This is a genomic window from Oceanobacillus salinisoli (assembly GCF_009733865.1).
GTDB classification, from domain to species: domain Bacteria; phylum Bacillota; class Bacilli; order Bacillales; family Amphibacillaceae; genus Oceanobacillus; species Oceanobacillus salinisoli.
The window spans coordinates 56,634-76,522 of record NZ_WOFB01000006.1; the positions used below are offsets into that span (position 1 = coordinate 56,634).

The window sequence follows — 19,889 nt, forward strand, 5'->3', positions numbered from 1 at the left end:
TAGTCAAACAGCGTGGACGCAGTTACAGGTGAATTGTCTACTATTAACAGGTAATTACCGGGCGGTGCACCTGCCCTCTATCCCCGGTAAACACTTCCACCAATGTTTGTCACCACAATCATTGGTGATATAATGAACAATACCAACTGTCTTAAAGGAGTACAAATACATGCAAACATTAGAAAAGCTTTCCAATCGACTCTTCTACCTGCCTCCATATAAAAAAACAGATCGTCCAATATTAGCTGCTGTTGTAGGGGACAATCAGACACTTTTGATTGATGCTGGAAATTCTTCTAGTCATGCTAAACTATTTAAAGAGCAATTAGCTTCCTATCATATTTTTGGAGATATGGTGGCTCTTACACATTGGCATTGGGATCACGTATTTGGCTTAAGTGAAATGGACATGTCTTCCATCACCAATTTCATGACCTATGATAAAATAAAGGAACTACAGGAGTTATCATGGGAAGACAAGAAGTTGGATGAACGTGTCAAAGCAGGGATTGAAATTCCGTTTTGTGCCGATGCGATAAAGCTAGAGCTTGGAAGGAAGCGAGAAATTACCATACCAGATCCCACTATCATTTTTGAAAAGCAAATAAAACTGAATCTCGGCGGAGTTACCTGTATCATGGAACACGTTGGTGGAGATCATTCAACTGACTCGAATCTCCTCTATATACCGGGGAAAAAGCGCTATTTCTTGGTGACTGCCTCTATGCAAATATGTACGCAGAAAAATGGCATTATACCATTGAAAAAATGAGTGAACTTTTAGAGAAAATTGAAAAATATGATGCGGAAACCTACTTCCTATCTCATCATCCAGCACCTTTGACAAAGGACGAATTTACTAGCTTTGTTTCATTATTGAAGACAAGCGCTAGATTAACGAAAAAATATAAAGGCAATCAAGAGAAAATAACAACAGAGATGACCTCGCATTTCCACCGTGCGTTAACGGAAGAAGATTTAGAAATTATCGGGTACTTTGTGAATGGATATCTGTATTATTAATCATTCCCCATTAAAAATGGACATTTGAAGTACACTACAATAAAAGCAATCTTATAAGCCCCCAAGGTGATTACCCTTGGGGGGGCTTATTATAAATTGCTCTCTTTCATTCCTAAATACCGCATTATGATTCTTCATACTTAGTCATTGTTAATCCGGTAATACCGTAAAATAGAGAAACTAACGGCGTAATGAGAGCTAAGAAACAAAACGGTAAATATGTACCAGTTGCCACACCAAGTGTCGTCGCTGTGTAAATACCACTACCTGTCCAAGGTATTAAGGCACCACCCTGTGTACTCGAGTCTTCAATCACCCGGGAAAGATTTTCAGGTCTAAGGTATAATCTATCGAAAATCGGTTTCATTAGCGTACCACTCATGACAGAGGAAAAGTAAATGGATCCACCGATAGCAAGTGTTGCATAACTTACAATGATCGTTACAAGAACTAAAGTCCCAGTGTGTTGAATATTATCCGCAAACGAAGCAATTAATGCCTCCAATACTCCAGTTTCAGCAAGCATGCCACCTAGACCCAGTGCAAATAAGAACAGCACAATAAGTTCTAGCATACTCGTTAAACCACCACGTTGCAGTAAACTATCGACAATTTCAATTCCAGATTCCACCTCATAACCACTATATAAAATATTTAACGTTCTTGATATTCCGAATTGCTGATAGAAGATAGCTACAAGAGCACCTACTGCGGAAGCAATGAAAATAGATGTTATCGGTGGTTTCTTATTTAACAACAAGGCAATTAAAACCACAATAGGAATGAGTGGTATGATCCCTAAATGAAACGTTTCGCTTAAATAAACTGTTAATGCGCTTACATTTCCTGCATCTGCAACACCACTGTATTGGAGTCCAATAAAGGTAAATATTACTGCAGAAATAAGATAAGCAGGGACCGTTGTCCACAGCATATGTTTAATATGAGTCAATAGGTTTCCACCTGTAACAGTTGGTGTTAAGTTAGTCGTATCTGAAAGAGGGGACATTTTATCCCCAAAATATGCTCCACTAATAATTGCACCTGCAGTTATTCCCATTGGGATGCCTAAACTTGTACCAATCCCCATCATGGCTATCCCAGCAGTACCAATCGTCCCCCATGAAGTTCCGGTAGCCACCGATACAATGGAACAAAATAATAAGGTTGTTACTAAAAAGAATCGAGGGGAAATCGTTTCAAGACCATAATAAATTAAAGTAGGGACAGTACCCGAGGCTATCCAGGCACCGATTAAAATACCGACCGATAAAAGAATAATACCAGGATGCAAGGCTTTACTCATGGAAGATATCATTGCTTTTCTTACTTGTTTATACGTGTAGCCTAACCCTAACATAAATGGGATTAACGTAATCATACTAATAAACATCAAAATTTGAATTGGTGCCTCAAATACAATTAACCCAATCGATACAATTATAATAGCTGAAACTAACATCCATAACGCATATAAGAAGGTTGGTTTTTTAACATTATCATATTTCAATAGATCATTCCCCTTTTTGCCTGTCATTTAAGTATCCTGCATATCCTTTTCTATTATGCTTATAAGGATGGATTTTATAAGTGCATAGTAAAAAAGAGTCTTTAAGGTGCCTGTCACTTCCCGGTTTTTGTCAATTTTTGTCGAGTGATCTAGAAGCCATAGGATAGGGTAGTTGTTTCATTAATTGTTGTTCCTTTTTTTATGCAAAACTTAATTGAAGAATTATGTTCCTAAAGGGAGAATCAAATATATAAAAGCATAAGTAGGAAGTTCGATCAAAGTTTCTATACATTGTCATTTCACCTTTCGAAAGATTTTCTATATAAACTTGGAGCAGGTGAAGTAATCAATTACAAAACAACTCCTTTTGAAGAAAAGCTTCGTGATTTTGATGCCGTATTCGATACAATAGGTGGCGATATTCAGTCAAAAAGTTATCAGATACTAAAAAAGGGTGGAAGACTTGTTTCCATCACCCAGGATCCAAATAAAGAGGAGGCAGAGAAATACGGTGCCCAAGCGGAATTTCTCTGGCTAAATCCAAATGGCAAACAGCTTAGTGAGATTGGTGAACTTTTAGAAAGTGGTGCAGTAAAAGCCTGCATTGGCGAAGTATTTCCATTTTCCGAAAAAGGAATTCGGGATGCGCACGCATTAAGCGAAACCCACCATGCAAGAGGAAAAATTGTCATTTCTTTCTAACGCTGAAATTTTCCATTTTTACGGGCGGCTATCGCCCGATTTGGAGTTCTGATCGCGCGACTTCGGGCGGGTGTCGCTCGATTTGGGGTTCCGATCGCTCGACTTCGGACGGGTGTCGCTCGAAATCCTGGAGTGACAGGTTCCTCGTCCCACTATTATAGGATTGATGGGATAGTGTACGCACCTAGAACACTTCTACGTTACCTTTTCGTTGATTCCCAAGTTCATTCGGGCACCTAGAACACTTCTACGTTACCTTTAATTGATTCCCAAGTTCATTCGGGCACCTAGAACACCTCTACATGACCTTTTTGTTGATTCCCAAGTTCATTCGGGCACCTAGATCACCTCTACGTTACCTTTTCATTAATTCCCATGCTCATTCGGGCACCTAGAACACCTCTACGTTACCTTTTCATTGATTCCCATGCTCATTCGGGCACCTAGAATACCTCTACGTTACCTTTTCATGATTCCCATGCTCATTCGGGCACCTAGAACACCTCTACGTTACCTTTTCAGATTAAGTCCATGCTCGCTCGGGCACCTAGAACACTTCTACGTGACCTATTCGTTGATTCCCATACTACTTGGGCACCTTAATTCAAGGTGCCTGTCACTTCCCGAATTTTGTCGAACGAAGGAATACAACAAACGCTTCTGTGACCTTTAGGACTTTTCGTAGAACACTCATTCATAAAGTCGGTTGATGCTTTTTTGATCAATACTCTGAGCAATTCTTCACGTGGTTCGAGTGAAAATTCCTTATTTGTCGTTGGTATATTCGTTTCTCTCTTTATTGTTTATAGTGGTTTATTGACTAAACTGTCTCGTTTCGATATATAGAAATGCCAAGATGACAGTTACTTTTACATCCCGAACTAATTTATATTCCTTTTTAATCTTTGAGTATAAGGTTAATGCCTTACACCTAGTTAATCACGTGATAAAATAAGAAATCCTCACAAATGTTGATGTAACAACATTTATGAGGATTCTAACTATGTTCAAACGAACGAATTTTTATGCAAGAATGGAATACCATCATTTCAGGGTGGTATCCACACAGCTATCATTAAAGTTAATTACGTAGCTAAGTATAAACAAACTTTTCATTATTGTGCTGTATATCCACCGTCTACGATTAAGCTATTTCCAGTCATGAATGAAGAATCAGCACTTGCCATAAATAAGACAGCTTTTGCCATTTCTTCTGGTTTTCCTAGCCGTTTCATAGGTGTAGCGTTGGTCAAAAACTCTCTGTCCGTATCCCCTAAAATTGGTGTTTCAATAAATCCTGGACATAAAGCATTGACACGGATATTACGTTCTGCATATTCTAACCCGAGTGAACGACTTAAGTTAATTACACCCGCTTTTGCTGCGTTATATGCTGCACTTCCAGGTGATCCAACCCACCCATACATGGAAGCTGTATTGACGATTACACCACTACCAGCTTTCAGGAATTCTTTGATTGCTGCTTGTGCAACCAAGAATACGCCATCTAAATCAACTTCTACCGTTTTTCTCCATTCTGCATAAGTTAATTCTTCTGTTGGTTTTACAGCACCAATTCCAGCATTATTAAATAAAATATCCACTTTACCAAAATCAGAAACAGTTGTTTTAAATATATTTTGTACCTGTTCTTCATTGGTTACGTCTGCTTTTATGAAAAGAGCCTCTGCCCCTTGGGATTTCAATTCCTCCTCAAAAGCTGCACCTTTTTCTTCGTTCATATCCACTAGAACAACCTTAGCTCCTTCTGCAACAAATAGACGCGCTGTTGCAGCACCGATCCCAGAAACACCACCAGTGATGATAGCTACTTTATCTTGTAGTTTTCCCAAAATTCGATTCCTCCAGTATAATAGTAATATATAACCATTTAAATCTAAGTGGCTCATACTATAATTTTACACTCATAGTTAAAGTTAACCAATAATCAATCTTTTATTCAGTATGTAAAAAATAGACATGAAATGAAAAAATGTCTATAAATATTAAATAAAAGGCTACCTTACCAGAATTACGTACTAGATTTCCACAAACGGTATTTGAAACGATTAACAACCTACCAGTTGACATGGAGACAAGCACATCATTGTTAACTTTGAAAATAGCTGGTGCAGTATATCTACTCTATCTGGCTTGGCAGGTCGGGCTTCCAAATCCTCCAAGGAGAATTTTAGTGAAGTAAAATCTTCTTTTTTATCCGGTTTTATTTTTCAAATAATAAATGTTAAAAGCATTTTGTTCTTTTTAACCCTAATGAGTGCTTTTATTCTACCATTCAATCATTCTATTAGATCCATTGTTTTCTATGTAACCTTAGCAATTATTATAGGCTGGTTAGCATTGCTTTTGTGGTCAGGGTTTGGCTCGTTATTCAGAAATTACTTTGCCAAGTATGACAAGCCATTTCGGTTCATTATGTCCCTGTTATTCATTTACTCTGCAGTTACTATTTTTCTGTAAGGAAAGAACCACAGGGACAGGTACCCTGGTCCATTCTGAGTTAGACTGATGAGCCCGGTAAACCTGTCCCTATGGTATATTTTCATAGTCAATTATTTCCTTATAAATATTTTAACATTATTAATAGTATTTCACTCGATATACACCAATTAAACAGCTACATGATTACAGTCAATGAAAAATACATCCTTGATATGGTTTTTACATACCATTTAATGACAAAAAATGTACTAATGATGGATGGACTGTTTACACTTCATACATTTTTAAATCCAAATTGTTATACAACTTTGACTGACTATTTTCAATAAAATCAGTCTTCCACAATAGGTACATATTTTTGGCAAAGATCACATAAAAAAGAAAACACACAAGAATCGATCTGTATAGACTTCTTATGTGAGTTTCTTCTTTACATATTAAATTACCGGTGCTTTGGTTTTTTAACAAAAAAACAGCTTTTCCTTTTCCTAATTCTTTTCCTCTAACTAAGCAGTATGTTTATATAAGTTTTTCTCGTTCTTCCATTGGAGGCAGTTCTTCCATCCATCCGTTCCTAATCATAATTTTCGCCCCCTCATGGGCATATTCAAAGATATCCTTTATAAAAACACCAGCTTTAACCGACAAATCATTTCGCAAACTAAAGGCGGTTCCTAGAGAATTACCTCCAATTGCAAAGCTACAGAAAAGGCTTGTACAATACATCATTAGTTTATCAGAAAATGGAGCCACTGTTGAACGTGTAGGATTGCCACCTGATACAGCAGGTGTTTGAATACCGTCTTCGAGAAAGACTTCGTTAAGTTCCTTAATTGTACTTTTAGCAATTTCTCCTCCTTTAGTGAAGTATTTTTTCACTTCAGGTGAATTAGCACATTGAGCAAAACCAGTAATCATTTGGAATCCAGTAATATTTGTTTCAATAGCATGGAACATATTTGCAACTTCTACTGTATTCATTGTTCGCTTTCTGGTTAGTGGATTAAGTCCTCCTCTTAAATAAGAAGTATCTGAAATAAACTCAACCTTCTTAGGCATTGAAACATAAGGAGGCCGAGCATGCATTCCTTTTTCAATTAGATATTGTGTACAAGCATTGTAATATTTTTGCGTAATAGCAGTTAGATCTTTAAAAATCATAATTATGTCTTCACGAGATGCCATGGTAATATTTAGTGTATGCAGGGCCATACTAATTTCCTTTATCAAGCGAATGAACATAATGTCGAAACCATTGTCGTATAGTTTAGGTACCCCTTTGTTGACATCCTCGGAAGTAAACCCAACTGGTATTGCAGCTCCTTCATTTTGGAAAATTACTGTTATTTTCTCTACATATGGGTCAATTTCATCGTATAAGTCAACCATTATGTTTTTTGCCTTTTCGTCATCAGCTTTCTCTATGAAATATTCCAACATCCTTAGAATCATCGTTTTTTGTTGATAAGTTAGCCATAACGTACCAAGTTCTGATGAAGTAAGTCCGGGTTTTTCGGGCATGTAATATTCCTCCCTAATATTTATCCAATGTTTGAGTAGTCTTTAGTATTCCCTAAACTTTGAGATTTATTATCGGTTCTTTGTAAAGAGAAGTTTAGATTATTTCCTTAGAATACCCAAACAGGCTGGCCTTTATTTCCTTTTATTTATTTAGCGCTTTCAACATTTTTTCAGGGTCAAACCCAGAAATCCATTTCCCATTTACATTCGTTTGTGACACTGTTAATTTTCTCGTTTTACCAATTAGTTTCATCAATGCTATAGGATTTGTATCTACATTCACTTCTTTATAAGTAATTTCAAATATATGCAGAAAATTCTTCACCATCCCACATACCGGACATAGCGTTGTTATATATACTGTTACGGATTGATTCATTGATATACTTCCCTTTATTATTTTAGACTGTAGCTTGTTACTATGCTCTATTCCCATAGTTTTTGTTATGTAGCAAAGCTCTTGGCTCAACAAAATCAGGCTCTGGGCATTACATAAAATTCTTTCCCAGTCCAAAAGTTATCCTTGAAAACAGCCATAATGAAAGAGGGAAACGAATTAGTTCCCCTTTCTTTTCATTAAGGTGCTTACAGCCAGTTAATCACGTAATAAAAATCCTTTTAGCATCGTGTAGTAAGGACAAGTTGTCGTTATATAAACGATATTATTATTTACTATAAAATTTTTTCTCTTTTCAACGAGCAACTTCAATTGCATACACATCATGATTAAGGTTGATAACTTCTGCATGAAATCCTTGTTCTACTAGCTCTTTCTTTAAATCTCCCGATGGTATTCTTTCTTTTAGAGGCGCTCCTATATCTGACTCTACCGCTTGCCATTAAATAATTAACACCTTACCATCTTGTTTAAGCAATCTCTTCAGTTCATGGTATAATTTTATTCGGTTAGGAACCTCGTGAACCACAAAAGCAATCAGTATTTTATCGATTTCATGATCATGGATAGATATATTTTCAAGATTCGATTCAATCTACGTAATATTCTTAATACCTAATGCCTTTGCATTTTCTTGTAAAGAATGGAACATTTTAGGCTCAATATCAACCGCATAGACCGTTTGATTGGTATACTCCGCAATAGGAATGGAAAAATAGCCATTCCCAGCACCTAGGTCTGCTACAGTATCTTCTCTACTTAGCCCAATCATTTTTATTACTTCTAAAGGGTCAATAATTTTTTTCCTGCTTGGATCCAATAATTTACTAGCTTTTTCAGGATTAAATCGTTGACCATGCCCACTCATCCAAAACACACCCTTCCGCAAAGTTTTACATCTATTTTCCTTGGTCTTCAAGCTTTTTCATTACTTGCTTTTATCAATGGTAGTAATCAGTCGATTTTCAATATCAATAGCTATTTCTTTCAATGATTCATCCTCCACCATTTGAATTAAAGCACTTGGTTTTGGAAGGCCGATTTTCGTTTTTCCTTCATTGTCCTCGTAAATAACAATTTTACATGGAAGAAAATAACCAACTAATTGGTTACCCGACAACACACGCTCTGCTTCTTTTGCATTACAGACCTCTAAAACAATAAACGGGTGTTCCAGTTCAAATCCTTTATTTTCTAATGTTTCCTTAATATCGAATTGCCATTGAACACCAAACTTTTCTTCCTTTAAATTTCCTTCAAGTGAATCGATGGCATCTTTTATCGATTTGCTCGTTTCCATTGTGTAATGAAACATCTTTCGTTCACTCCTTTAGAATCAAGTTTTATTCCGTTATGTTTTTCCAGTTATTCATTCCGCCAATCATATCCTCTACTTTATATCCTAGCGCCTCTAGGATTCCACAAGCAGCCTTACTTCGGTTACCAGATTGGCAAGTAATAATATAACTTTTATCCTTATCCAGTTCACTCTTTCTCAATGCAATCTGACCTAATGGGATATGCTTTGCACCAGGAATTTTACCTGTTGCTACTTCCCTACTTTCACGAACATCAATAACCGTTACTTCTTCACCATTCTGAAGACGTATAGCTACTTCTTCAGGTGTTACTTGTTTTACCATGATCGTCATCCTTTCTTACATCCAAGCACTCATGCCGCCTTTTACATTGTAGATCTTTTGAAAGCCTTGTTTTTTGAGCATTTTTGCTGCTTTTGCACTTCTCATTCCACTTTGACAGATGACAACCAATTCTTTTTCCTTATCTAATGTATCCACTTTACTCGACAGATTAGAAAGAGGAATATTTTTAAAAGGCTTGCGGTGATTAACTTTATATTCACCAGGTGTACGGACATCAATAAATTGCACATGATTATCCTTAAATTTATTTTTAGCTTCTTGAACAGTAATATTCGTGATACCTTTTATTGGCATAAAACGATTAAAAAAAAACGCAATAATGAAAACTATAGGAATCCATTCCATCTTATTCGTTCACTACTCCCTCATAAATATTTTTTCTTATAAAAAGTGATGAAGTATTTACTCCAATTCTCCTTCCCAATCCAGCATGCCACCTACCATATTCGTTACCTGATAACCATTTTGATTGAGGAACTGACATGCATTACCGCTTCTAGCACCTGAACGACATACCATGTGATAATGTTCATTTTTATCTAATTCTTCTAAGCGTTCTGGAAGTTGACCTAGCGGAATATGTTTTACACCTGGGATTTTTCCTGTACCTACTTCCACATCTTCTCTAACATCGATAATGTTCAATTTTTCTCCTGAAGTTAGTTTTTGTTCTAATTCCTTTGCTGTAATCTCTTTCATGACCAATACCTCCAAATATTTTAATATACCGAAGTAGGTATGTTTTTATTTAAAAGGCTCTTTTCACACGAATTTGCTGAACTTATCTACTCTTCCCTAATAAATATATAGGCACTATATCATTTTATAACTGTCTACTACACTAAAATATCCATCCAAATCTTCACTGCAGTACCCGCAATCATAAGTGCTAAAATAACTTGTAAAATGCTTGTATTCATTTTCTTACCCACTTTTGCTCCAAGTGGTGCAGCTAGTAAACTTGCTATAATCATAATCAGTGCAGGCCCATAATCTACTTGACCAGTTACGAGTTTCCCAACACTTCCTCCAATGGATGAAATAAAGGTTACTGCTAAGCTTGTTGCAATCGTCATGCGAGTTGGTATGTGTAAGACCGTTAACATGATCGGTACGAGTAAAAATCCTCCTGCTGCGCCAACTATTCCAGATCCTATTCCAACAATTAACGCTAATATTGCTGCCAGTGGCTTATTAAATGTCACTTCATTTAGTGGCTTATCATCATCTACTTGTTTTTTCGGTACAAACATCATCACTGCAGCAATGATAGCAAGAATACCATACACGACATTCACCGCTTGTTCCGATAAAAAGCTAGATCCGTAACTACCGATTAAGCTACCAAGTAAAATTGCTCCACCCATATAGATGATGAGTTGTTTGTTTAGGTATCCGCCTTTACGATATGCCCATACGCCAGCGATGGAAGCAAACAATACTTGGACCGCACTAATTCCCGAAACTTCATGGGCGGTAAATGCTACAAGACCAAATAGAGGAGGAATATATAATAGCATCGGATATTTAATGATGGAACCGCCAACACCTAACATACCGGATAAAAAAGAACCGATAAAGCCAATGGCAAAAATGGCAATGATAAATGTTAAATCCATGGATTAACCTTCTTTCTCAATTAGAATAGCGAGTAGTATGGCTACTCGCTATTTGGTTTTACTTATGCTTTTTCAATATAGAAGTATAGAACATCTTCTTCTGTTTTTTGTTCTAACACTTTGTGACCACCTGATTGTGCCCATGCTGGGATATCGTTTAGTGCACCTTTATCGGTTACAAGTACTTCTAATACTTCACCAGAGTTAATCGTGTCCATTGCTCTTTTCGTTTTAACAATAGGCATTGGACATGCTAAGCCTTTTGCTTCTAATGTTTTTGTAATGTTCATGTGAATGACTCCTTTTTATATTTTTGTTTTATATGAGTAAGCTGTTTTTGTTAATGATTAACTGAGAGCTTGGATTATCATACTTTTTTTAGCATCATCAATCGAAATCACGGATTCTTAACGCATAATCTACCGTACAGCACAACGATTTGGTCCGATTTCCATTTCGGTTTGTTCGTCATTGTCTGGAGTGATTTTACCCATGTTTACTTGACGGATTTGTTCGTACGCATTTGGTTGTGGTGGTAAGTTATCCGTAACCGTACGACGGAATTCAGCTTCGTCTTCGATATTTAAGCCATGATTTTCTTTAAATAGATCACCTAGTCGTTTTGCTACTGTACCATCTCCATTTAATTCATCTATGATCATGAAATGTGCAGGTAACACCAGTAGGTCTTCAGCTAGTTCACGGTAACGGGAATATAGGGTTTCACGTAAGTCTCCCACCCAGTCTTCCGCAAGTCCTGCCAAGTCCGGTCGACCAATGGAGTCGATAAATAGAATATCCCCTGTCAATAGGAACTGGTGGTCAACGACAAAAGAAGTGGAACCAATGGTATGGCCAGGTGAGTAAAGTGCATTCACATTTATTTGAGATGAACCGATTTTCACGTTTAGCCCATCTGTAAGGGGTGTGTAATCAAACACTACATCTGTTGCATCTTTCGGTGGCAGATAATAAGTTGCACCGGTTGAAGCTGCGATGTTGCGTCCACCTGAAATATGGTCTGCATGCAGGTGTGTATCAAATACATGCTTGATTTTTACACCTTTTTCATTTGCAAAGTTGGTGAAGACATCTGTGAAACGGACTGCATCAATAATTGCCGCTTCACCTTCAGAAATTACCATATAAGAAAGGCAACCTTTACCGAGGCGAACAAATTGGTATAGCTCGCCACCATTTTCTAAATCCGCAACTTTAACTGGTTCAAGATAGCTACTCCAAGCCTTCATTCCGCCTTCAAGGTATGCTACTTCACGCCCAGCTTCCGATAGCATTTCCGCTACCATGACAGAGGATCCCTCTTTCGCACAAACCACTAATACATCCTTATCCGTTGGAAGTTTTGGTAGAATTTCTTCCACTCCATCTAATAATTCAAAGTAAGGAACATTTAAATACTCAAACTGATGTCCTTCTATTTTCCAATCTTCAAACGCATCTGGATTACGTACGTCTAAAATAAATAGCTCTTCCTTATTTATAACTTTTCTGGCAACTTTTGCTGCTGTCCATTTGTTTACAGTCACCCTTTAATTACCCCCCCAGGTATATTATTGTCGATTTTTTTGCAGTGGAGAATTTCCCCACTGCATATTGTTTTCAAATCAAATTAGAAAGTTAAGGTTGGTGCTGCATCTTTGGCAAAATCCAGGAATGTTACTGCTCCACCAACTTCGATTCCATCTATGAAATCTTCTTTTGTAAGCCCCATAACATCCATTGTCATTTGACATGCAATAAATTCTACACCTAAATCTTGTGCCATTTTTACTAATTCTGGAATACTTGGTACATTCGCTTTTTCAAAACCTTCCGCGAAATGTTCTTTTCCTGCTGGCATTTCTAAGTTGTGCATCCCTTGCTTGTGAATTAAGTTTAGTCCTTCAAACGTGAAGAAGATTTGTACCTCTTTATCTGAAGCTGCTGCCGCTGTTGCGATATTGAATACTTTGTATGCATCAAACATTCCACCGTTTGCTGCGATAATAGCTACCTTTTCTGACATTATAAATTCCTCCTAGACTTCTTTTGTTATGTTACCGTTCCACTCATTCATACCTGGTAGAACGTTATAAACCTTTGTAAAACCATTGTTAGCTAAAAGTTGTGCTGCCAAGTCAGAGCGTTTCCCTGTACGACAGATCACATAAATTTCTTCTTCTTTATCCAGTTCCTCTAGTCGAGATTCCAGTTCTCCCATCGGAATGGATTTCGCACCATCTATATGGCCAAATGCATATTCTGCCGCTTCACGCACGTCTAAAATTAAGCCGTTACATGATTCAATTTCTTCAAGTGAAACAGTGTGTTCGAAGTTTTTTTCTACTTCAGGCTCATTAGAACCTTTGCGAATGTAATGATAAAGGATATCGCCATCTTCCACTGTTCCTAAATATTGGTGTCCAACAGAACTTGCCCATGCAGCTAAATCCGCCTTGGATCCTTTGTCCGTTGCTAGAACTTCCAATACTTCACCTTCTTCAAGTTCGGTGATTGCTTTTTTTGTTTTCACAATCGGCATTGGACATGCAAAACCTTTAGCATCTAGTTGATGATTTGCTTTAATCATACACATTACCCCCTGAGGTATTATTTTTATTAAAAAAAATTAACATTATACCCGAAGGACCACAGGGACAGGTACATCGGTCCACACTGAATTAGATTGATTGGACCGGTTAACCTGTCTTTATAGTCCTTCTTATATCGATTTTTATCATCCACATTCATATACACGTATGGGTATATATTATTCTAAAAAAAAGATGTTCAGCTTATTACCTGCTTTTTACAAGCATGTTAACAGCTTCCTTTACCAAATCATCACCACTTTCTCCCTGTTCTTCTGCGTTTCTCACACACTCTATTAAATTGCTGCTCACTAAAACACCCATTGTACGATCAATTGCTGTTCTACTAGCAGACAATTGAGTAATGATGTCTTTGCACTCTTTGCCCTCATCCATCATTCTTAAGACGCCTCTAATTTGACCTTCAATTCGCTTTAAACGATTTCTTGTCTGAACATCATATTCCATAGTGGGACCTCCATTCTTAATAATTAAAATAAAATTACTTGATTCAAGTTAATTTAGAACCCAGGTATTTGAGATTGAATAAATCGATTATATACCCCGTCTGGTATATTGTCAACATTTAATTCTACTTCACTTATATATACTTCTCTATATATTTTAGCTTTTACTTGTAATAACTCTCATTAAAACTTACTTTTCTTCAGAAGATAGCGAGTAACTGACTACTTTGAACCCTTTCTTTCGTAATATTCGAGTCCCAACGTTTTTTTCCAAAGCATTTGAACATATTAGATGTACTGTTTGATAAGGTATTTCCTTGTAAAATCTATTCAAATAAGCAACTGGAATGTTAATTGCTTCTTTTGCTGGGTGTTTATATGCAACATTGTAATCCCTAATATCTAGTACAACCTTATCGCTTTCTTTATTTATCTCATTTATATCGAAATAGGACATACATAGAACAGGAACGTATCTATTATAAATAACTATTAAGATAGTTATACCTAATAAAATATAGACCAAATTCATCAATACACTTTCACTCCTCCTTAGCACCTGAAACAACTAACACTATATACCCCATGCGGTATTTTGTCAATGAAAGGAGACTTAAAAACTGTTTCCATCTAAAGGGTGCAGGTAGTTAAAATTTTCTGCCTCTTTTTTGTTATAATAAGAGCAAGTAGTGTAAGGGGTGATTTTATGAAAAGTAAAAAAGGAATAATGATTGGACTTATATTTGGACTAATAATCAACCTTTTGAACTGTGCTATCCTTGAAATTCTAGTCTTTGGTTTTTATGGAGGAATTATTAGCGCAACCCTTAATTTTGATTTCGGGATATATTTCTGGGCCGTTAGTATTTCTATATTACCTACTGTATTTTTGTTCATGTGGTTTGGTCATCGATTATCCAAAAAGGAAATGTCTAAAAAACAGGTTTGGTTATATTCAGCAATAGCTGGTTTTGTAGTCATATTTATTTCCGCTTCCATTGGTAATGGTGTTTATTCCTATTTTAATCATAATAATAGTTTATCAGGACAGATGGAAATTATTGTAGATATGTTCAAATACGCCCCAGTTTATGCATTGGCTTTGATGCCATTTACTACCCCAATGTGTGCTTTAGCATTAAAAATACTTTCAAAAATCATAACTACTTCTCTGTTTTCACGATAAAAACAAGAACATACTATAATAAAGTAATAGATACGTCCGTCCCCTATAAAGAATCAGCATTTTTATAAAAAATATAATTTACTTATTTTTCTCTTTATCACCCTTTTAGGTGGATGTAGTGAAAATGTCGCTATGTCCATTCCACGTTCCATAAACCAGATATCCGATACATTTTCTGGTTAGTACCAATTATACTAAATCGTTAATGCGTTATAATACGGGGGTTCAAACATCCTTTCAAGAAAAGTATAGTAATTATACTGGAAGAAATTGAAAAATATCCCCTAATTCTGAAGGGAATATAGCAGTATTTTCATCCATAAAAGGTACGGTTACTTTAATTCAAGATAGTAATCTATCTTTTTTCCATTATAAAAAAGCTGAAATGAAAGATACATCTCTATCATCCCAGCTTTATTATTTATACCAACTCAATATGAAGAATTGGCTTATCGCCCAGTTCTTCCTCATGTACGGTCCAATTTTTAGAAAGAAGACTCGTTAATTGATGGCGTTCTTCCGTATTTAGATATAATCCTCGAATACCGCTTTCCGTAGTTTGATAATCCACTTCATCCATTTTATTAAATTTTAATTTCAACAGGTTCTTTAATCCATTAAACGTAACGAACTTTACTTGATATCCCTCTTCAACCATCGTTTGGAAGGCAATAGGGTCCTTCTCCCTTAACCTTAGTAAATCCTGAAAATCAAAAGACTCATGCAGACGATTCCAAGCACTAATATCCTCACCTTCGATTAATTCTTGATCCGTTACACCCTTACTTCTTAGTGTTTCTATCATATATGCTTCCATTAAAGAAATCTTTGGTATCTCCATACATTTTCTCCTTTCACTGACGAGGGAACTCCCCTTGTTTGTTTTCCATGGGATAGAAGCATGATACGTAATGACTTGATGAATTCTTTCCATCTAAAGTAGGTACATTTCCTTTACAAAACTCTGTAGCAAATGGACATCTTGTATGAAAAACACAACCGCTTGGCGGATGGGATGGAGATGGCAACTCCCCTTTTAAAACAATACGCTCCCGTTTTTTCTCCTTGTCAGGGTATGGTAAAGGAATAGCGGAAAGTAATGCGTTAGTATATGGATGACGGGCATTCTTATACAACGATTCACTATCTGATAACTCCATTATCTTACCTAGATACATCACCCCTACTTTATCTGAAATGTGCCTAATTACCGATAAATCGTGGGCAATAAATAGATAGGTTAGCCCTAACTCTTCTTGTAAATCTTCCAACAAATTAATTACTTGTGCCTGAACAGAAACATCCAGCGCACTCACTGGTTCATCCAATATAATTAATTTTGGATTTAATGCAAGAGCACGAGCAATTCCAATCCTTTGACGTTGTCCCCCGGAAAATTGATGTGGCAATTTGTTATAGTCATCTGCTTTTAACCCTACTAATTCCATTAATTCCATTACGCGTTTTTTTAAATTATTCGTTTGGTTAAATGCTTTTAAAGGGGCGGCAATAATGTCTCCCGCCCTCATTCTTGGATTAAGGCTTGTATATGGGTCCTGATAGACCATTTGGATATCACGTCTTAGTTCGTGTAATTCTTTTTTATTATATTGTAAAATACTTTTCCCTTCGAATAAAATATCGCCGGAAGTTGGTTTTAATAAGCCCACAATCGTGCGGGCTAGCGTACTCTTCCCACATCCGGATTCACCTACAATCCCTAACGTTTCCCCTTTGTTTAACGTAAAATTGACACCATTTACCGCTTTAACATCGTTTGTCGTTCGTTGAAATACACCTTGTTTTATTGGGAAATGCATGTTCAAGTCCTGTATTTCCAATAATGCTTCAGACATGTTTCTGCCTTCCTTCCTGTTCCCGATTCTCTAAACGCTTCTTCGCTTCTTTGAACTCCAATTCAGATAAAATGCAAGCTGCATAGTGATCACCCGATCTTTTCGTCAATTGCGGATACATCGTCTTACATTGTTCCGTAGCGAAAGGGCACCGCGGATGAAAATTACACCCACTTGGTGGATGAACTAAATTTGGGGGTTGCCCTTCTATACTTAGTAGACGATTACGAGTTTCCGAATCGATACGTGGTAGGGAGCGGAGCAATGACCATGTATAAGGCATGGATGTATGATAGAATATATCTTCCACATTCCCCTTTTCTACAATCCTTCCAGAATACATCACAAGAACTTTCTCAGCCATCTGAGCAATGACACCTAAATCATGAGAGATGATAATAATTGCCGTACCATATTTCTCTTGAATACGTTTCATAAGTTCCAATATTTGGGCTTGTATTGTAACATCGAGTGCTGTCGTCGGTTCATCCGCAATTAAAATTTTGGGATTGCACGCCAGCGCAATTGCAATAAGGACACGTTGACGCATACCACCTGAAAATTGATGTGGGTACGCGTCAAACCTTTTTTCAGGATCTGGAATACCTACATCTGTTAATAGTTCAATCGCTCTCTGTCTTGCTTTCCTTTTTGGCATGTGATGATGTGTCAATATCGCTTCGATTAATTGATCCCCAATTTTAAAGACAGGATTTAAACTTGACATTGGATCTTGATAAACCATCGCAATCTCATTACCACGTATTTTTTGAAGTTCCTTTTCTTTTAATTGGAGCAGTTTTTTTCCTTCAAACACAATTTCTCCTTGCGGGTAGAAGGTTGGGGGCTTCGGATTAAGTTGCATAATAGAATGTGCCAGAACACTTTTTCCACTTCCTGATTCACCTACTATGCCAATTGTCTCACCAGGTTCAATGGTAAAGCTTACCCCGTCAACCGCTTTTACTACCCCATCAGGTGTATCAATATGAGCTTTCAAATTCTTTACCTCTAGCACCATCTATCCCTCCAAATAATTATGACGCTTATTGCCTTTTAATCAGTCTTTTTTTCTTTTTTCTTTTCCCTTTTGCGTAAGGATCAAAGGCATCTCTAAGCCCATCTCCTAATAGATTTAATGACAGAACGGTAAGGACGATAAAAATACCAGGAAAAATCGAAAACCAAGGCGCTATTGTAATATAAATCTGCGCTTCCTGTAACATGTTTCCCCAGGTTGGTATAGATGGCTCAACGCCAACACCTAAGAAGCTTAGTGCTGCTTCTGCAAGAATCGATCTTGCAAAAATAAATGTCCCTTGCACAATAATAGGCGATAATACATTAGGAAGGATGTATCTAGATAAAATGACAGGATCCTTCACTCCTGAAGTTTTGGCAGCTTCCACATATTGAATATTTTTAACTTGAAGAACACTAGAACGTACGACACGCGTCATGACAGGCCAGAAGGAAAAGGTTAACGCAATGATAATATTCGTGACACTTCCACCTAAAGCTGCCACAAGAGCTAACGCTAATAATAAAGAGGGAAAAGCCAGCATCCCATCAATAATTCGCATAATGATAGAATCTAATTTTTTGTAATATCCCGCAATAAGACCTGTTATCGTTCCTAATACCGTTGAAAGCACGGCAACCGTAAAGCCGACCAATAAAGAAACCCTTGCAGATATAATCGTTTGACCAAATATATCCCGGCCAAAGTGGTCTGTACCAAACCAATATTCTGAGGATAGTGGCATTAATCGCAGACTTGAATCCATCAAACTTGGTGATACAGGAAGCCACCATGCAGCTGTAATGGTGGATAAAAATAATAAAATTAAAAAGACGAAAGGAATAAGATTTCGTTTTCTTCTTAACATGAGGACACTTCCTTTTTTACTAAATCAATCATAGCGAATTCTCGGATCTAAAAAGGCGTATAAAAGGTCAACAATTAAATTAATGATGACATAAACAAACGCAATAAATAATATAACTCCTTGGATAACTGGATAATCCCTACGATGAATCGAATCAATTAATAACTGGCCAATCCCCGGTATGGTAAATATCGTTTCAATAATGACGGTTCCGCCGAGTAGACCAGCAATAGTTACACCTATAACAGTTGTTGTTGGAATAAGGGCATTGGAAAACACGTGCTTTATTAGGACGGTACTTTCTTTCACACCTTTTCCCCGTGCCGTTTTGGTATAATCTTGATTCACGGATTCCAGCATACTATCCCTGAGCATACGAGCAATTAACCCAATTTCCACGGCTGCCAAAACAATCCCAGGTAACAGTAAGTGATGTAACCAACCCAATATACCATCTGTAATCGGGACATAACCTGCTACTGGAAAAATTGGTACAGTAACTCCTAAACCAAAAACTAACAGTAAGGCTAACCAAAACTCAGGTATGGAAGTTCCTAATAGGGAACCTGATAAAAATATAGGATCCAATACGGTATTCCGTTTCCACACAATAAAAATAGCTGTCGGAATCGCTACAATCAGCGTTAATAGCATGGATATAATCATTAAACTAAATGTCGGGCCAATTCGTTCTGCTATGATTTGTGATACTGGCTGTTCAGAATAAATTGATTCTCCTAAATCTCCAACAAAAACATTTCTTAGCCAGTCAAAATATTGAACAACTTTTGGTTTATCTAATCCTAATTGTTGTTCCAATTGTTCAATTGCTTCTGGAGAACTATCTTCCCCTAAAATAAGGTAAGCTGGATTACCTGGAGTTAAATGAACAATCATAAATACAATAATACTAACGATAAATAGAACAGGAATGATAGCTATTAGTCTTCGTATCGTGTAATGTAACACTTTATTCCCTCCCTTTATTCAATCTGTACATA

21 protein-coding genes and 2 pseudogenes are annotated in these 19,889 nt (G+C 36.8%); 3 read left to right on the forward strand and 20 right to left on the reverse strand.

What is annotated here, in order from left to right; translation table 11 throughout:
* Nucleotides 1–169 precede the first annotated feature (169 nt).
* A pseudogene (locus GMJ66_RS06140) lies at nucleotides 170–1,023 on the forward strand (MBL fold metallo-hydrolase).
* A 124-nt stretch (nucleotides 1,024–1,147) separates the two neighbouring features.
* On the opposite strand, the gene nhaC reads toward GMJ66_RS06140, so the two are convergent.
* Nucleotides 1,148–2,533, reverse strand: coding sequence for a Na+/H+ antiporter NhaC (gene nhaC / locus GMJ66_RS06145; protein WP_231514834.1), 1,386 nt, complete (start codon nucleotides 2,531–2,533; stop codon nucleotides 1,148–1,150).
* Between the two features lie 291 nt (nucleotides 2,534–2,824).
* On the opposite strand from nhaC, the gene GMJ66_RS06150 reads away from it, so the two are divergent.
* On the forward strand, nucleotides 2,825–3,235 hold the full coding sequence (locus GMJ66_RS06150) for a zinc-binding dehydrogenase (RefSeq protein ID WP_231514835.1): 411 nt from the start codon (nucleotides 2,825–2,827) through the stop codon (nucleotides 3,233–3,235).
* A gap of 1,115 nt (nucleotides 3,236–4,350) precedes the next feature.
* On the opposite strand, the gene GMJ66_RS06155 is transcribed toward GMJ66_RS06150, so the two are convergent.
* From GMJ66_RS06155 to GMJ66_RS06225, 14 genes and pseudogenes are all read right to left on the reverse strand, one after another.
* Nucleotides 4,351–5,088, reverse strand: coding sequence for an SDR family NAD(P)-dependent oxidoreductase (locus GMJ66_RS06155; RefSeq protein ID WP_156289460.1), 738 nt, complete (start codon nucleotides 5,086–5,088; stop codon nucleotides 4,351–4,353).
* A 1,129-nt stretch (nucleotides 5,089–6,217) separates the two neighbouring features.
* Nucleotides 6,218–7,219, reverse strand: coding sequence for a DUF3231 family protein (locus GMJ66_RS06160; protein WP_156289461.1), 1,002 nt, complete (start codon nucleotides 7,217–7,219; stop codon nucleotides 6,218–6,220).
* A gap of 142 nt (nucleotides 7,220–7,361) precedes the next feature.
* Nucleotides 7,362–7,598: a glutaredoxin family protein gene (locus tag GMJ66_RS06165; RefSeq protein ID WP_156289462.1), complete on the reverse strand. Its 237-nt coding sequence runs from the start codon at nucleotides 7,596–7,598 to the stop codon at nucleotides 7,362–7,364.
* 460 nt (nucleotides 7,599–8,058) lie between these two features.
* Nucleotides 8,059–8,484: pseudogene (locus GMJ66_RS21010) on the reverse strand (class I SAM-dependent methyltransferase).
* Nucleotides 8,485–8,544: 60 nt separating this feature from the next.
* Nucleotides 8,545–8,931, reverse strand: coding sequence for a DUF302 domain-containing protein (locus tag GMJ66_RS06180; protein ID WP_156289464.1), 387 nt, complete (start codon nucleotides 8,929–8,931; stop codon nucleotides 8,545–8,547).
* 28 nt (nucleotides 8,932–8,959) lie between these two features.
* Nucleotides 8,960–9,259, reverse strand: a complete 300-nt coding sequence (locus GMJ66_RS06185; RefSeq protein WP_156289465.1) for a rhodanese-like domain-containing protein — start codon at nucleotides 9,257–9,259, stop codon at nucleotides 8,960–8,962.
* 15 nt (nucleotides 9,260–9,274) lie between these two features.
* Nucleotides 9,275–9,625, reverse strand: a complete 351-nt coding sequence (locus tag GMJ66_RS06190) for a rhodanese-like domain-containing protein (protein WP_156289466.1) — start codon at nucleotides 9,623–9,625, stop codon at nucleotides 9,275–9,277.
* 57 nt (nucleotides 9,626–9,682) lie between these two features.
* Nucleotides 9,683–9,979, reverse strand: coding sequence for a rhodanese-like domain-containing protein (locus GMJ66_RS06195; RefSeq protein ID WP_156289467.1), 297 nt, complete (start codon nucleotides 9,977–9,979; stop codon nucleotides 9,683–9,685).
* Nucleotides 9,980–10,116: 137 nt separating this feature from the next.
* Complete coding sequence (locus tag GMJ66_RS06200; protein ID WP_156289468.1) at nucleotides 10,117–10,899, reverse strand: sulfite exporter TauE/SafE family protein; 783 nt, start codon at nucleotides 10,897–10,899, stop codon at nucleotides 10,117–10,119.
* 62 nt (nucleotides 10,900–10,961) lie between these two features.
* Nucleotides 10,962–11,189: a sulfurtransferase TusA family protein gene (locus GMJ66_RS06205; RefSeq protein ID WP_156289469.1), complete on the reverse strand. Its 228-nt coding sequence runs from the start codon at nucleotides 11,187–11,189 to the stop codon at nucleotides 10,962–10,964.
* A 129-nt stretch (nucleotides 11,190–11,318) separates the two neighbouring features.
* Nucleotides 11,319–12,446: an MBL fold metallo-hydrolase gene (locus tag GMJ66_RS06210; protein WP_156289470.1), complete on the reverse strand. Its 1,128-nt coding sequence runs from the start codon at nucleotides 12,444–12,446 to the stop codon at nucleotides 11,319–11,321.
* An 83-nt stretch (nucleotides 12,447–12,529) separates the two neighbouring features.
* Nucleotides 12,530–12,925, reverse strand: a complete 396-nt coding sequence (locus GMJ66_RS06215; RefSeq protein ID WP_156289471.1) for a DsrE/DsrF/DrsH-like family protein — start codon at nucleotides 12,923–12,925, stop codon at nucleotides 12,530–12,532.
* A gap of 12 nt (nucleotides 12,926–12,937) precedes the next feature.
* The gene (locus GMJ66_RS06220) at nucleotides 12,938–13,489 is read right to left on the reverse strand and encodes a sulfurtransferase TusA family protein (protein ID WP_156289472.1); all 552 of its coding nucleotides are present in this window, start codon (nucleotides 13,487–13,489) and stop codon (nucleotides 12,938–12,940) included.
* Between the two features lie 208 nt (nucleotides 13,490–13,697).
* Nucleotides 13,698–13,958 (reverse strand): metal-sensitive transcriptional regulator, encoded by a 261-nt coding sequence (locus GMJ66_RS06225; protein WP_156289473.1) that lies wholly within the window; start codon nucleotides 13,956–13,958, stop codon nucleotides 13,698–13,700.
* Nucleotides 13,959–14,663: 705 nt separating this feature from the next.
* Here GMJ66_RS06225 and GMJ66_RS06230 point away from each other — a divergent pair.
* Nucleotides 14,664–15,143, forward strand: coding sequence for a hypothetical protein (locus tag GMJ66_RS06230; protein WP_156289474.1), 480 nt, complete (start codon nucleotides 14,664–14,666; stop codon nucleotides 15,141–15,143).
* Nucleotides 15,144–15,564: 421 nt separating this feature from the next.
* On the opposite strand, the gene GMJ66_RS06235 is transcribed toward GMJ66_RS06230, so the two are convergent.
* From GMJ66_RS06235 to GMJ66_RS06255, 5 genes are read right to left on the reverse strand one after another with little or no spacing between them, the layout of a single operon-like run.
* Nucleotides 15,565–15,984, reverse strand: coding sequence for a hypothetical protein (locus tag GMJ66_RS06235; protein ID WP_156289475.1), 420 nt, complete (start codon nucleotides 15,982–15,984; stop codon nucleotides 15,565–15,567).
* A gap of 13 nt (nucleotides 15,985–15,997) precedes the next feature.
* Nucleotides 15,998–16,999: an ABC transporter ATP-binding protein gene (locus GMJ66_RS06240; protein ID WP_156289476.1), complete on the reverse strand. Its 1,002-nt coding sequence runs from the start codon at nucleotides 16,997–16,999 to the stop codon at nucleotides 15,998–16,000.
* The gene (locus GMJ66_RS06245) at nucleotides 16,992–18,020 is read right to left on the reverse strand and encodes an ABC transporter ATP-binding protein (protein WP_156289477.1); all 1,029 of its coding nucleotides are present in this window, start codon (nucleotides 18,018–18,020) and stop codon (nucleotides 16,992–16,994) included. The genes GMJ66_RS06240 and GMJ66_RS06245 overlap by 8 nt, the downstream gene beginning before the upstream one ends.
* 25 nt (nucleotides 18,021–18,045) lie before the next feature.
* Nucleotides 18,046–18,888 carry an ABC transporter permease gene (locus GMJ66_RS06250; protein WP_156289478.1) on the reverse strand — a complete coding sequence of 281 codons (843 nt, stop codon included), beginning with the start codon at nucleotides 18,886–18,888 and terminating at the stop codon, nucleotides 18,046–18,048.
* 24 nt (nucleotides 18,889–18,912) lie between these two features.
* The gene (locus tag GMJ66_RS06255; RefSeq protein ID WP_156289479.1) at nucleotides 18,913–19,857 is read right to left on the reverse strand and encodes an ABC transporter permease; all 945 of its coding nucleotides are present in this window, start codon (nucleotides 19,855–19,857) and stop codon (nucleotides 18,913–18,915) included.
* Between the last annotated feature and the right edge of the window lie 32 nt (nucleotides 19,858–19,889).